This is a genomic window from Lacihabitans sp. CS3-21, assembly GCF_024343675.1.
Classification (GTDB): Bacteria; Bacteroidota; Bacteroidia; order Cytophagales; family Spirosomataceae; genus Leadbetterella.
Genome location: NZ_RJUD01000013.1, coordinates 1 through 13,305 on the forward strand (window position 1 = coordinate 1; position 13,305 = coordinate 13,305).

15 protein-coding genes are annotated in these 13,305 nt (G+C 36.4%); 8 read left to right on the forward strand and 7 right to left on the reverse strand.

Annotation, left to right across the window (positions count from 1 at the left end):
• Positions 1 to 646: glutamate--tRNA ligase family protein (locus EGI24_RS09575; protein ID WP_255048157.1), on the reverse strand; the 646-nt coding region annotated here is incomplete at its 3' end.
• Between the two features lie 174 nt (positions 647 to 820).
• A complete protein-coding gene (locus EGI24_RS09580; protein ID WP_255048158.1) occupies positions 821 to 1,597 on the reverse strand; it encodes an enoyl-CoA hydratase/isomerase family protein in 777 nt (258 codons plus the stop codon).
• Between the two features lie 532 nt (positions 1,598 to 2,129).
• Between EGI24_RS09580 and rsgA the strand changes: the two genes are divergently transcribed.
• From rsgA to EGI24_RS09595, 3 genes are all read left to right on the forward strand, one after another.
• Positions 2,130 to 3,056, forward strand: a complete 927-nt coding sequence (gene rsgA / locus EGI24_RS09585) for a ribosome small subunit-dependent GTPase A (RefSeq protein ID WP_255048159.1) — start codon at positions 2,130 to 2,132, stop codon at positions 3,054 to 3,056.
• Between the two features lie 283 nt (positions 3,057 to 3,339).
• Positions 3,340 to 4,080, forward strand: coding sequence for a GNAT family N-acetyltransferase (locus EGI24_RS09590; protein ID WP_409035475.1), 741 nt, complete (start codon positions 3,340 to 3,342; stop codon positions 4,078 to 4,080).
• A 63-nt stretch (positions 4,081 to 4,143) separates the two neighbouring features.
• The gene (locus tag EGI24_RS09595; RefSeq protein WP_255048161.1) at positions 4,144 to 5,010 is read left to right on the forward strand and encodes a DMT family transporter; all 867 of its coding nucleotides are present in this window, start codon (positions 4,144 to 4,146) and stop codon (positions 5,008 to 5,010) included.
• Here the strand turns inward: EGI24_RS09595 and EGI24_RS09600 are convergent.
• From EGI24_RS09600 to EGI24_RS09610, 3 genes are all read right to left on the reverse strand, one after another.
• Entirely contained in the window at positions 5,003 to 5,791 is a 789-nt protein-coding gene (locus EGI24_RS09600) for a glycoside hydrolase family 25 protein (RefSeq protein ID WP_255048162.1), read from the reverse strand. The two genes, EGI24_RS09595 and EGI24_RS09600, sit on opposite strands and share 8 nt — an antisense overlap.
• A gap of 74 nt (positions 5,792 to 5,865) precedes the next feature.
• On the reverse strand, positions 5,866 to 6,111 hold the full coding sequence (locus tag EGI24_RS09605; RefSeq protein WP_255038456.1) for a type B 50S ribosomal protein L31: 246 nt from the start codon (positions 6,109 to 6,111) through the stop codon (positions 5,866 to 5,868).
• Between the two features lie 77 nt (positions 6,112 to 6,188).
• A complete protein-coding gene (locus EGI24_RS09610; protein ID WP_255048163.1) occupies positions 6,189 to 7,271 on the reverse strand; it encodes an aminotransferase class V-fold PLP-dependent enzyme in 1,083 nt (360 codons plus the stop codon).
• A gap of 271 nt (positions 7,272 to 7,542) precedes the next feature.
• Between EGI24_RS09610 and panD the strand changes: the two genes are divergently transcribed.
• From panD to EGI24_RS09630, 4 genes are all read left to right on the forward strand, one after another.
• Positions 7,543 to 7,893, forward strand: a complete 351-nt coding sequence (gene panD / locus EGI24_RS09615; RefSeq protein ID WP_255038454.1) for an aspartate 1-decarboxylase — start codon at positions 7,543 to 7,545, stop codon at positions 7,891 to 7,893.
• A complete protein-coding gene (locus tag EGI24_RS09620) occupies positions 7,893 to 8,885 on the forward strand; it encodes a lysylphosphatidylglycerol synthase transmembrane domain-containing protein (RefSeq protein ID WP_255048164.1) in 993 nt (330 codons plus the stop codon). Before panD ends, EGI24_RS09620 begins: the two co-directional genes overlap by 1 nt.
• 66 nt (positions 8,886 to 8,951) lie before the next feature.
• On the forward strand, positions 8,952 to 9,416 hold the full coding sequence (locus EGI24_RS09625) for a (2Fe-2S)-binding protein (RefSeq protein ID WP_255048165.1): 465 nt from the start codon (positions 8,952 to 8,954) through the stop codon (positions 9,414 to 9,416).
• Positions 9,413 to 11,542 (forward strand): xanthine dehydrogenase family protein molybdopterin-binding subunit, encoded by a 2,130-nt coding sequence (locus EGI24_RS09630; protein ID WP_255048166.1) that lies wholly within the window; start codon positions 9,413 to 9,415, stop codon positions 11,540 to 11,542. The genes EGI24_RS09625 and EGI24_RS09630 overlap by 4 nt, the downstream gene beginning before the upstream one ends.
• Before the next feature lie 34 nt (positions 11,543 to 11,576).
• Here the strand turns inward: EGI24_RS09630 and EGI24_RS09635 are convergent, their stop codons facing one another.
• The gene (locus tag EGI24_RS09635) at positions 11,577 to 11,843 is read right to left on the reverse strand and encodes a hypothetical protein (RefSeq protein WP_255048167.1); all 267 of its coding nucleotides are present in this window, start codon (positions 11,841 to 11,843) and stop codon (positions 11,577 to 11,579) included.
• A 96-nt stretch (positions 11,844 to 11,939) separates the two neighbouring features.
• Here EGI24_RS09635 and EGI24_RS09640 point away from each other — a divergent pair, with 96 nt between their 5' ends.
• Entirely contained in the window at positions 11,940 to 12,329 is a 390-nt protein-coding gene (locus tag EGI24_RS09640) for a helix-turn-helix domain-containing protein (RefSeq protein WP_255048168.1), read from the forward strand.
• 127 nt (positions 12,330 to 12,456) lie between these two features.
• On the opposite strand, the gene EGI24_RS09645 is transcribed toward EGI24_RS09640, so the two are convergent.
• The gene (locus tag EGI24_RS09645) at positions 12,457 to 13,173 is read right to left on the reverse strand and encodes a head GIN domain-containing protein (RefSeq protein ID WP_255048169.1); all 717 of its coding nucleotides are present in this window, start codon (positions 13,171 to 13,173) and stop codon (positions 12,457 to 12,459) included.
• Positions 13,174 to 13,305 lie beyond the last annotated feature (132 nt).

The window sequence follows — 13,305 nt, forward strand, 5'->3', positions numbered from 1 at the left end:
CAAAGTCATACATGGGATAAATACACCATTTGTTGCCAGTACGGTGGTGTTCCGCAAACTTAATTCTATAAATAATAGGGTCACGCATGAGCATATTGCTAGATGTCATGTCTATTTTTGCTCTTAATACTCTACTTCCTTCAGCAAAATCGCCATTGGCCATTCCATCAAACAGGCTCAAATTTTCTTCTACCGTTCTGTTTCTGTATGGACTTTCATCTCCCGGAGCGTTCGGGGATCCTTTTTGAGTGGCCATTTCCTCAGCAGAGCTGTCATCTACATAGGCTAAGCCTTTGGTAATGAGTTTTTTTGCATATTTAAAGAGTTGGTCAAAATAGTCAGAAGCATACATTTCGTTGGTCCAGTTAAAACCTAACCACCTCAAATCATTTTTGATAGAATCTACATATTCTGTGTCTTCGGTTACTGGATTGGTGTCGTCAAAACGAAGATTAGTGCCACCACCATATTTTTGAGCTAGTCCGAAATTTAAACAAATGGATTTAGCATGGCCAATGTGTAAATAGCCATTAGGTTCAGGTGGGAAACGTGTAAGCAACCTGCCATTATGTTTTCCTGATTTTAGATCAGCTTCGACGATTTCTTCAACGAAATTCAAACTACGTTCTTTAATTGTTTCTGACATACTCGATGTTTGTTGTACCAAAAAGCTAATTTATAAAAAGCACTTCTAATATTGTATTTTGAGTTTGGTGTTTTGCAAAGGCAACTTGATTTAATCCTAAAAAATATATTGATTTTATAATTAATCTGAATATCTCTAAAATAAATTAATAATTTTCTAATACATACATTTGTATCATTTCCCCTGAAAACTGGCTTCTCTTTTTTGTAAAAAGGCCATTACACCCTCTGCAAAATCATGGCTATAACCACATTGGGTTTGGCCTTCTGCTTCAAGGTTAAGGACACCTTCAAGGTCATTTTCAAACGATTTATTTAAGATATTTTTCATCAAGCCAATACTTTTTGTGGCTGATTTGGCATAAAAATCTGCCATTTTTTCCACTTCCTCAGTTAAAAACGCTGAATCAACAATTTTGTTTACCAAGCCAAGCTGAAGAGCCTCTTCCATAAATACTTTCCTACCAGTACTACAAAGTTCAAAGGTCTTCAAGGTTCCTATTAATCTAGGTAAAAAATACATAGAACCCGCATCAGGTAGTAAGCCTATTCCAACGAAAAGTTCTGTCAAATAGGTGTCTTTGTCTGCAATTATCACATCACATGCCAAAGCAAGTGACATTCCAGCACCAGCAGCCATTCCGTTTAGTTTACATATTATGGGCTTTTTCAAAGCCTTCATACCCGTAATTAGTGGGTTATAAGTAGCCTTTAGAACATTGCCAAGGTTCGAGTCTGTTATTCCAGATTTTAAATCTGCCCCAGAACAAAAAGCTTTGCCACTTCCACCAGAAAGGATGACTACTCTAATGGATTCATCGTTTTGACAATGGGTTATAGCCTTATTTAGCTCTGTTAATAGCTTGTTATTGAGTGCATTAAAAACTTCGGGGCGATTGAGGGTAATATAGCACTTACCGTCCTTCACTTCATAGAGGAGCGTGTCAAACATTTGATTTTTTATTTAATGATGAAAATCAAATTTCGTTAATTTATTCTGAAATCAAAAATTAAGGCAGGGTATTGATGAAATTGTGTTGGTTTTTGGAATTATAAAGGCAATAGGGTCCTATCTGCTAAATTTAATTTAGCACAAAAGCTTACAACATGTTTGAATTTTTTGCTCTTCAATCATTTGTTTACGTATGGTCTTGAATAGTTTGACGGTTTGTCTTTTTTACCTAAAGTTAAAACCACTACCCCAACAGCTAAAGCCGCTAATCCGAATAATACTCCCTTTTTCATAATATTTTTGTGTTTAATTGAACAAATAACGTAATTTCTCCAAAAATTGTTTTAGCAAGTACTTAAAATTTCCTTAAAATCTTATTTTAAGGTCAATTTTCTTTTGATAAGCTTCAACATGGTTATTTCTTCAAATATTAAACCAAACTATCAAAATAGTATAATTTTTTTATTAAAAGGTTTATATTTTATATTAAGAAAAATTTAAGTTAGTTTTGTTTGTATTTAAACCATATAATTTGGAAAACAAAATAGGTACAGTTTTTAGGTCGACGGGCAGTTGGTATGAGGTGCGAGATGAACAAAATGCCCAGTTTTCATGTCGCTTGAAAGGGAAGTTTAAAATCAAAGATTTGAAAGTTACCAACCCACTTTCGGTAGGTGACAAAGTAGTTTTTGATTTAGAGGACGAAAATATTGGTATCATAAAGGAGATTCTCCCACGCAAAAACTACATTGTCAGGAAGTCTGTACACAAAACAGCACATGGTCATCTTTTGGCTTCGAATATTGATCAGTTGGTTTTAATTGTAACTTTGGCTAGTCCTAAAACTTCTTTGGGTTTTATTGATAGATTTTTGGTTACGGCCGAGACTTTTAGAATTCCAGTTCTAATTGTATTTAATAAATTTGACCTTTTGAACAAAAAAGGCGTCATTTTTCAGGATGCATTGATGGACTTGTACACGCACTTGGGTTATGACTGTGTTTCCACTTCAACGCTGACTAAAAAAGGCATAGACGAATTTCTTGCAAAATTGGCCAACAAAATTTCTTTGATTTCTGGACATTCTGGTGTGGGAAAATCTACCCTCATCAATATTTTAGATCCAGATTTGGATTTGGCTACTAACGAAATTTCTGATTTTTCTAGCAAAGGTGTACATACTACTACTTTTGCAGAGATGTTTGAGTTGCCCAACAAAACTTTCATTATTGACTCTCCAGGTATTAAAGAGCTAGGTTTGGTGGACATTGATAATCAAGAACTCGCTCATTATTTTCCTGAATTCAGAGATTTACTCGGTCAATGTAAATTTCATAACTGCCTACATATCAACGAGCCTAAGTGTGCCGTAAAAGATGCTGTGGAGGCTGGAGAAATATCTGAAAGTCGCTATATGAGCTATTTGAGTATGTTCGAAAATGACGATAATAGGCGTTAATAATGCTCAGTCGCTGAATTGATAGAGAATCTTAACAATTTATTGACAAAAAAATAAGATTAATAATTATTGTAAGATTAGAATTCATTCTATATTTGTATCGACTAAAACAAAGAATGGTAAAGATTAACCTTCCCATATCACCCTTCCGACGAATGCGGTCCGCAAGGACCCAAGCATGAGGCATTTTGCTTATAAGCGAATCGCCCTTATTCTTTATCTTATTTTTCATCTTTAACAATCGCGGATACACCGTCTCCTATTAAGGGTTTAACCCTGTCAAATGACGATGAGTACAATAGAAAAAAGTATTATTGGCAATTATATAGTTCAGGTAGCCGACCAAAATCACCTCAACTACGCAGAACAGATATGTTCTGAAATGGAACTTAGTGCAAAAGCCCGTGGAACAGGTATAGCTAAGCGTTCGCCCGAGTATATCCGTCTAAAAATGATGGAGGACAAAGCCGTAATAGCCACCACTTTAGATGGTGAGTGGGTAGGTTTTTGTTATGTAGAAACTTGGGAACACGGTAAATTTGTGGCCAATTCGGGTCTGATTGTTCATCCAAATCACAGGAAAAGTGGAATTGCAACTTCCATCAAGGCAAAAGCATTTAATCTTTCGAGAACAAAATATCCAGATGCGAAAATCATTGGACTTACAACCAGTTTGGCTGTAATGAAAATCAATTCGGAGTTGGGTTATTTGCCTGTTCCTTTTTCTGAGTTGCCTAAAGACGATGAATTTTGGAAGGGCTGTTCAAGCTGCGTGAATTTTGATATTTTAAATCGTACCAATAGAGCACATTGTTTGTGTACAGGTATGAAATACGATGCAGATGAAGTAAGAACAGTAATAACAGAAGGGAAAAAACCTGAGTTTTGGGATTTTATTACGGAATCAAGCCTTTATGAAAAGTGGATGAGTTTAAAACAAAGAATTTTGCTTAGAAGAGAGGAAAAAAGTAAAAAAAAAGCTCAGCCCAGTCGAGTGAAATCAGCGGAACTCATAGAGCAGTAAAAAATATTAAAGGACGTATAGAATAAAACCCGCCAGTTGGTGGGTTTTTCTTTTTTAGGAATTATGAGGGATTATCTAAAATTACATGTTTTGGTTTTGCTATTGAGTTTTACTGGGATTCTTGGCAAACTCATAGAAGCCAGTACAATTGCGGTGGTTTTTTATAGAACATTAGTGGCCGCAGTAGCCTTGTTTCTGATTTTGTTTTTGAGAAAAGTTAATCTAAAGGTTAGTCTAAGAGAATTCGGACTGTTGCTTTTTGTAGGCTTGCTTTTGGGTTTACATTGGTTATGTTTTTTTGGCTCTGCTAAGGTTTCTACGGTAGCCATCAGTTTGGTTACTTTTTCTACCACCTCATTCTTTACGAGTTTATTAGAGCCAGTTTTGGGTAAAAAGCAGATAGATTTTAAAGAAATACTACTGGGTTTGTTGGCGGTGGTTGGCGTGGCCATCATGTTTAGTTTCGAGACTCATTATCTTTCTGGAATTCTAATTGGACTTCTAGGAGCATTTTTATGTGCGGCTTTCACGATTTTTAATTCAAAGCTCACGCACAGGTTTGATAGTCAACTCATTAGTTTTTATGAGCTGGGTTCGGCATTTTTGGTTTGTTTGGTGGTTTATTTGGCCTTTTTCGAAAAGAAAGATTTGGCAATGACACAGCAAGACTGGGTTTGGTTGTTGGTCTTGGCCTTGGTTTGTACGGTTATCCCACACGCACAAATGATAAAAATTATGAAGAAGATATCAGTTTTTACAGTTAACCTAAGTCTGAATTTAGAACCTGTTTATGGAGTTGTGTTGGCTTTTTTTATTTTTGGAGAAAGTGAGCGGATGTCAACACAGTTTTATTTGGGAGGTATTTTAGTGTTACTTTCTGTTTTTATTCAACCTTTATTTTTGAAAAGAAATTCAAGTGTAACTATTTGATTTTGAGTTCTTCAAATTCTTCTTTTGAGCCATTAAATACATTGAAATCTACCTTTCCTTTTATGCCATTTACGGTCGCTTCTTCACTTAGCTGCCAAAAAGTCCAAGCTTTGTTAATATTTGGTTCACGAAGTTTGGTGTAATGAGCTATCCAAACGGGGTAACTTTCAAAATAACCTTCCAAATGATTTTTGTAAAAATCTACGTTGGTGTAAATAATTGGTTTTACCTTATATCTTCTTTCTATTAACCTCAACCAAGTTTTTAGGTTTTTTCTGATTTTGACACTAGATTGATGATATTCCTTCTCGATATCCACCACCGGTGGCAGATCACCTCTTTTGATTTGAACCACTTTACTAAAAATGTCGGCTTGCTGAACGGGGTCCTTACTGGCTACAAAAAAGTGGTAAGCTCCAACAGGAACATCTGCTTTTCTTGCCCTGATTCTGTTCTGAAAATATTGTAAATCAATGGTTTGAGTACCTTGTGTGGCTTTTAGAAAAGCAAAGTCTATGCTCACACCTTCAATATTCATGTCTTTAACCGACTTCCAGTTGATAATCTGTTGATATCGGGATACATCGATACCATGCACTTCATAATGATCAGGAATATAAATGCCGAATGCTTTGTATTTTATCAAACCTGCCTTGAATTCCTTGTAAGCGTAGTAACAAACATAAAGCAAAATTGGGCTCAATACAATGAGCAGCAATTTTAGCCATTTCTTTGTTTGAGGCTTAAGTTTATATTTGGCTTTATTGTATCTTTTTGCCAATGGAATAGGAGTTTTCTCAATAAAAAAGCCTTTTCGAATTTTCGAAAAGGCTTTTTAGAAGGTTTTTGAACGAATTATTTTTTGCCGTAACGTTTGTTGAATTTATCAACACGTCCTGTAGTATCTAACAATACGTTTTTACCTGTATAGAAAGGGTGAGACTTCGAGCTAACCTCGACTTTACAAACTGGATACTCTTTGCCATCTTCGAAAACGATTGTTTCCTTAGTGTCTACACATGAACGGCTCAAGAATTTTTCGTCTGAAGTCAAGTCCCAGAATACTACTTCTCTATAATTTGGATGAATATCTTTTTTCATTTCTCTATTGATTAAATCTAATTATTCCTCGATTGGGCTGCAAAATTAGGAGTTTTTATTTTGAAAACCAATATTTTCTAAAACTTTTCAACTTCTTTTAATAAATTATCTATTTGTTCGGCACTATTAGCAATGAAATTTGAGATTCTAATTTGAGAATCCTTGCCCGGTCCATAGCCTGAGCCAATTATCATATTCTTTCCTTTCAAATAATTAATGATTTCAGAAGAAGGCTTTTCGGTGTTTATAACCGCCACAGTTCTCGATCTTTGCTCGCTTTCACTCACAGATAAACTGTATCCAGCTTTGTTTTCAAAATATTTATAAAGCTTTTTGGCTTTTTCGTCCGTTTCTTTTCTGATTTTTTCTATACCTATTTTATTCATGTCCTCAGCTATTTTACCAAGAATAAAAATCCCCATTACGTTCGGTGTTGCTGGGTTTTGGTATTCTTTGGCAAATTTCCAAAGGGTGGGTAAGTCATGGTGAGCTCCTATGTTTATTCCTTTGGTCTTGAGTTGTTTAGCTTTTTCAAGGCATCTTTCATTGGCTATCCAAACGCCCAATCCGGCGGGCATTCCGAAACTTTTTTGAACCGAAAAAAACGCAGTATCTACAACCGAAAAATCCAGATTTGGAATCGGTGCAGACGAAACCATGTCCACTGCAATCAATTTGTCGTTATTGCTTCGTTTGAGTTTATGAATGTCTGCCTCACGCATTTGCACGCCTGTGGAAGTCTCGTTTTGGGTAGTACAAATCAACTCTGCAAACTCAGGAACCACAATTTCTCCATAAGAAAAACCTTGACCCAAAGGTTTTTCAAAACACGTGGCGTGTTTTTGAAGCATTTGAGCATATTGGTGGAACTTTGCTGAAAATGAGCCATTTACCAAATGAAAAGACTCGTGTTCTACTGTGCTGAGTACTAATTTTTCCCAAATTTCAGAAGCTGAGCCTGTAAACATGATGGCATTTTCGGTAGGAATATTCATTAATATCCTAAGTTGTTCATCGGTATGTTGATAGATTTTTTTGAATTGACCACTTCTGTGCGAAATCGAACCGATTTGCAAATCCACAAACTCCTGCAAATATGCTTCAAACTTTGGATATAATTCAGCTGGGCCAGCTGTAAAGTAAACTTGAGGTCTAGACATACGTATTTTTATTGAACTGCAAATTTAGACCAAAAATATCATTAGACATTCTGACGAAAATAAATTTTGTAAAATAGGTAGGTCAAGCATCAAAAAAACTATCAGAATAGGTTTGAGGAGGGTTGGAAATAGTTGGAATGGTCATCCGATGGAGCAAAATTTAATTGGAATCGATTTTCTTTGAGTTTTTTGCGTTTAAGTACCATTCTCGTTTTTTGACTTATTGTTATTTCATTATTATGGTTGTATTTTTGCAAAAAAAATAGGTTGGATGTTAGTTAACATATTCAAATCAAAAATTCACAGGGTAAAAGTTACGCAAGCGGAACTCAATTACGTAGGAAGCATAACCATAGACGAGGCACTTTTGGAAGCGGCCGGCATTATGGAGAATGAAAAAGTTCAGATTGTCAACAACAACAATGGCGAACGAATTGAAACCTATGCCATTAAAGGTAAAAGAAATACAGGTATTATTTGTTTGAACGGTGCTGCAGCCAGAAAAGCACAACCTGGTGATATCATCATCATCATTTCCTATGCATGGATGACCCAAGAAGAGGCAGCTGCACATAAACCAACTGTCGTTTTTCCTGACGAAAACAATCGCGTAGTATCTTAATGATAAACGGTTTGAAGAAAGCACTAAAATACGTTTTACCAATTGGCCTAGGCTTAGCACTGCTCAACTGGGTTTTTAAGGATATTGATATTCTGGTAACCCTACAAAGTTTTAAGGACGCCAACTATGTTTTGGTGCTTTTTGCTGCCATTTTGGCTTTGTTGGCTCACATAAGCCGTGCCGCAAGATGGAATATCATGCTTGAGCCAATGGGTTATAAACCATCTTTAAAAAATACTTCCATAGCTGTTTTGATAGGTTACCTGACCAATTTGGTATTTCCAAGAGCCGGAGAGTTGGCTCGGTCAGCAAGTTTGCAAAAAAGTGAAAACGTGCCTTTTGACAAGTCTTTTGGAGCAGTAATAGCCGAAAGAATTATAGATGTTTTGATTTTGGGTGTTTTGGTTTTGATTAATCTATTACTAGAATTTGGTAGAATTAAGTCGCTTTTTGTCGATTTATTTGGCAATCAAAATCCATCCAATTTATTGTTGTTTATAGGAGGTGTGGTACTTTTGGGGGTTTTGGGATTGGTTATTTTTCAACAAAACAAAGATAAGTTTTTAAAGATAGGGCTTATAAAAAAAGTCTTTGACTTTACGGCAGGGCTTCGTAGCGGCTTGCTGAGCGTTCTTAAAATCGAAAAATCCGCTCAGTTTTTTATGCATACTTTTTTTATTTGGTCGATGTACTATGTTTCCACCTACTTGCTATGCAAAGCCGTTTCGCTTGGAGATTCATTGAGTTTTCTTGCAGTCTTGACGATTTTGGTAATGGGGTCAATAGGTATGGCCATACCAACTATTGGTGGAATTGGAAGTTATCACCTTTTGGTGGGTAAAATTGTGGCTCTTTATGGGCTTTCAAATCAAGACGGAATTAGTCTTGCTACATTTTTGCACACCATGACCGGCATACTTTTCATTCTAATTTTCGGTCTTATAGCCTTCATAATGAGCTTTTTGTCTACTAAAAAGGCCAATATTTCTTAATTTAAAACCTTATTTGACTTTTCTGGTTAATATTTTGTAATTTAGACGTACAAAATCAACCATTAAATGTCAGAATATTCACTTAGCATAAACGGAAAAAAACTAAAAGTAGATGTGTCGGAAGATACACCGCTACTTTGGGTGCTTCGAGACACGCTCGATCTTACTGGTACTAAATATGGCTGTGGAATGGCTCAATGTGGGGCTTGCACCGTCCATATAGATGGCATGCCTACTCGCTCTTGCGTTACGCCAGTCACTTTGGCAATCGGAAAAGAAATAACGACCATTGAAGGCTTGTCAGAAAATGGAGACCATCCTGTTCAACAAGCTTGGGACACTTTAGATGTACCACAATGTGGCTTTTGTCAATCGGGTCAGATGATGACCGCTGCTGCTCTTTTGAAGGAGAATCCTAATCCCGATGAGGAAGAAATCTCTATGGCTATGTCTGCTCATATTTGTAGATGTGGCACGTATCACCGTATCAATGAGGCCGTTAAACTTGCTGCTAAACTTCAAAAAAGATGAAAAATAACAGAAGAGACTTTTTGAAAAACATGCTTCTGACTTCAGGAGGTTTGGTGATTGGGTTTAACAGTTTAGGCAATTCTACTGCTGAAATTATCAGTTTGGATAACTTGAAAGACGAATTGTTGAGCAATGCTTTTTTAACAATCGACAGCAGCAATGTTATCACGATTTTTTCTCCTAACCCAGAAATTGGCCAGGGCATAAAAACCGCTTTTGCTATGATCGTAGCTGAAGAATTGGACGTGGATTGGGAGAAAGTCGTAGTAAAACAAGCCGATTTAGATATCAAGCGTTTTGAAAGACAGCTCACCGGTGGTAGCGGGGCCATAAAACATTCTTGGGAAAGGTTAAGAAAAGCGGGAGCTACTGGTAGATATGCACTTATAGCTGCGGCAGCAAAAAAATGGAATGTGTCTGCAACTACACTGAAAACAGATAAAGGCTTTGTAATCAACGCCAAGGGTGATAAACTCAGTTATGGCGATTTGGTAAATGATGCCGTTTCGGTGGAAATACCAAAAGAAATTCCACTTAAGTCCAACAAGGAATTTAAGCTCATAGGACAAACCATAAAAAGTGTTGATAATAAAACTGTACTTACAGGAAAGGCGAAGTATGGTATGGACTACAAACAAGCTGGAATGCTTTATGCTCAAATAGTTAGACCCCAAGGATTTGGTCAAACATTAAAGAGTTTTGATGCTACCGAAGCAAAGAAAATTGATGGAGTGATAGATGTGATTTCGTTTAAAGATAAAGTGGCCATTATTGGAAAGTCGAATTGGCCGATTATGAAAGCACGAAAAGTGCTGACCATCAATTGGACCAACACGAAAGAATTGGAAAGCGATACAAAGCACAACCAAATCTTTACAGACATGATGAAAAACGGGCCTTTTGAGCTGAGAAGAAAAGATGGGGATGTAGAAAAGGCTTTTGCTGAGGCCCATAAAATCATCGAAGCAGAGTATCAATGTCCGTTTTTGTCTCATAGTCCTATGGAACCAATGAACTTTTTTGCCGATGTGAAAAAGGATTCCGTAAAATTGGTAGGGCCAACACAAACGCCACAATCTGCTCAAAATCAAGTGGCTAAACTGTTAAATATTCCTGTTGAAAATATCACAGTGGAGCTTACCAAAATGGGTGGCGGATTTGGTAGAAGACTGAACAACGACTATGCTCTTGAAGCTGCAGAGGTTTCATCTTTGATAAAAGCACCAGTAAAACTCATGTGGACACGTGAAGACGACATGAGCGGTGGAATTTATCGTCCGGCCGTGAGATATAAATTCAAAGCATCGATAGACAAGGCCGGTAATGTGACCGGATTTGCATTGAAAGGCGTTGGATTGAATGCCGGAAATTCCACCAGACAAGACAATTTTCCTGTTGGTGCGATAGACAATGTGTTGGTAGAATCAGCTGATTATAAGTCGGATATCACTACAGGTCCTTGGAGAGCTCCAATAACCAACTTCTTGGCTTATGCCGAGCAAGCTTTTATTGATGAGATAGCTTTTGCTGCAGGAAAAGACCCAGTAAAATTGCGTTTGGAATTGCTAAAAAAAGCGATTGAAAAACCTGTAGGAAAAATAACTTATGAGCCTTTGAGATTTGAAAAAGTAATCACCACCGTAGCAGAAAGAGCGAAGTGGGGGAGTGCCAAGAAAGGATTGCACCAAGGTTTTAGTGTTTATTTCTCTCACAATTCCTATGTGGCACAGATAGCCGAGGTAGAAATGAAAAAAGGTAAACCAACGCTCAAGAAAGTTTTTGCGGTAACTGACTGCGGAATTGTAATCAACCAAAGTGGGGCTAGAAATCAAATATATGGGGCCATTGTAGATGGACTTGGACATGCGATGTACGGAAATCTAAACTTCGAAAATGGTGCACCAAAACAAACGAATTTTGACCAATACAGATTGATAAGATTCAACGAAGTGCCAGAAATTGATGCCTATTTTGTGGATAATGGTATAGACCCAACAGGTCTTGGCGAGCCAGCATTGCCACCTACGGGCGGGGCTTTGGCCAATGCAATCTTCAAAGCAACAGGCAAGCGATTATACAAACAGCCCTTTGCACAGGAAGACGAGAAAGTGGCGGAGATATTATAAAAAAAAGGGCGAAAGCCCTTTTTTTATTATTGATTTAGAATATTTTATCAAAATTTAGATATTCCACTTTTTCCATGTAAGGAAATAATGGAAGGCTTTCAATATTCTTTACTACTTGCTCCAACTCTATATTTTTGAAGATAAGTTTTGCTCCATCTTTTTCTGCTTTAATGTAGAAATTCTCCAAAATATCTTCTTCTTTCCAACTTTTCATATGAGCCATTTCTTTTTGTCTTAATTCTTCAAAATTTCCTTTCGAATTGTCAAAATGCATTGTTATTAAAACGGTAATTCTTTTCATTTTTTTCAATTTAATTTTAATTCTGCAAAAGTATTACCTTTGTCTATTATATCTGTATTGATAATATTATTGTGTATAGGCTAAAATTTTAGACCAATGGAAAATTCTACTATTAGGAAGACCAAAGACTTTACACCAGGAAATTGCCCCGTGGTATATTGCATGAATATTATTGGTGGAAAATGGAAACCAAGTATTATTCACATGATTCGAACAGACCGAAATAGGTACAGTTTGTTATTGAAAAATATCACTGAAATAAGTAAGCAAACATTGACGAATCAACTAAGAGAATTAGAGTCTGATGGAATAATTGAAAGAATAATATATGCCGAAATTCCTCCAAGAGTTGAATACAAAATTACGCCCTATGGCTCTAGTATATTACCAATTATTGATAGCATGTACCAATGGGGAAAGCAACATATGGATTCTGACAAAAAAAGTTATTGTGATGTGGATGGAGGACTGAATAGGATCTTGTAGGTAATGTAACAAGGCTATTTATCCATTTAATAATTTGTTAATTTCTACATAGATAATGTTTTTGGTAAGATTGTGTTAAACAAAAAAAGGGCAAAAGCCCTTTTTTTTACCAATTAAATGAGATTCCTTACTCCTTACTCACCTTACTACCACCCGATAAATCTTCGGTGATTTTTGGTTCACCTTTGTAGAAAACTTTGCTGGCACCACTGGCTTTTACGCTAAGGGTTTTAGAAGCACTAACTTCTGCTTTGCTGGCTCCAGATAATTCGAGAAATACTTCGGTGCTATTGGCATCAAAACCATCCAGCGTAGATGCTCCAGAAATTTCAGCATCTATATTTTCAACTTTTAAAGGCAAGATTATTTTAGATGCTCCGCTGATGTCAGCTGTCAGAGATTTTACAGTATTATTCAGTCGAAGTGTAGAAGCACCCGAAACGCTTGCAATAAAGCTGTTGATAGTGCTAAAGCCAGAAATTTCTGTATCTGAGGCAGATTTTGCATCTATTTCAGTTATGTTGGGTGTATAAACCACCAACTCCATTTTGTATCTTTTGAGTTGTTTTATTCTAATTCTTTTATCATATCTGATGTCCAATTTGCCGTTGGTAACCGTAACTTCCAAGTCGTCAATGTCATCACCTGAACCTTTGGCAGATACTTTTGATTCTGTTGATTTTACGATAGTTACAAAAAAAGCATTGTTGAGTTCGATTCTGTCAAAGGAACTCAAAGCAAAGTCTTTGGTGTCATAGCCACGAGGAGGCACGCCGTTTTCATAAAGAATTTTGTCGCAACTTGTAAATACTAAAAGGGTAAGGGAAAAGAGTAGATATTTCATTTTTATTAGATTTTAAGTCTATTAAACTTTGTTGCTGATAGAATTATTTTGTCTGTTATCAAGTTTATTTATTAACGACATGTTAAAGATGAGTTTTATCTACATGAAGTTGCTTGAAAGATTAAATTTAAT

Excerpts from the sequence above, each read along its gene's own strand:
- EGI24_RS09580 (WP_255048158.1), bottom strand. The coding sequence starts at position 1,597 with ATGTTTGACACGCTCCTCTATGAAGTGAAGGACGGTAAGTGCTATATT.
- EGI24_RS09590 (WP_409035475.1), top strand. The coding sequence starts at position 3,340 with ATGACGATGAGTACAATAGAAAAAAGTATTATTGGCAATTATATAGTT.
- EGI24_RS09595 (WP_255048161.1), top strand. The coding sequence starts at position 4,144 with ATGAGGGATTATCTAAAATTACATGTTTTGGTTTTGCTATTGAGTTTT.
- EGI24_RS09605 (WP_255038456.1), bottom strand. The coding sequence starts at position 6,111 with ATGAAAAAAGATATTCATCCAAATTATAGAGAAGTAGTATTCTGGGAC.
- EGI24_RS09610 (WP_255048163.1), bottom strand. The coding sequence starts at position 7,271 with ATGTCTAGACCTCAAGTTTACTTTACAGCTGGCCCAGCTGAATTATAT.
- panD (WP_255038454.1), top strand. The coding sequence starts at position 7,543 with ATGTTAGTTAACATATTCAAATCAAAAATTCACAGGGTAAAAGTTACG.
- EGI24_RS09620 (WP_255048164.1), top strand. The coding sequence starts at position 7,893 with ATGATAAACGGTTTGAAGAAAGCACTAAAATACGTTTTACCAATTGGC.
- EGI24_RS09625 (WP_255048165.1), top strand. The coding sequence starts at position 8,952 with ATGTCAGAATATTCACTTAGCATAAACGGAAAAAAACTAAAAGTAGAT.
- EGI24_RS09630 (WP_255048166.1), top strand. The coding sequence starts at position 9,413 with ATGAAAAATAACAGAAGAGACTTTTTGAAAAACATGCTTCTGACTTCA.
- EGI24_RS09635 (WP_255048167.1), bottom strand. The coding sequence starts at position 11,843 with ATGAAAAGAATTACCGTTTTAATAACAATGCATTTTGACAATTCGAAA.
- EGI24_RS09640 (WP_255048168.1), top strand. The coding sequence starts at position 11,940 with ATGGAAAATTCTACTATTAGGAAGACCAAAGACTTTACACCAGGAAAT.
- EGI24_RS09645 (WP_255048169.1), bottom strand. The coding sequence starts at position 13,173 with ATGAAATATCTACTCTTTTCCCTTACCCTTTTAGTATTTACAAGTTGC.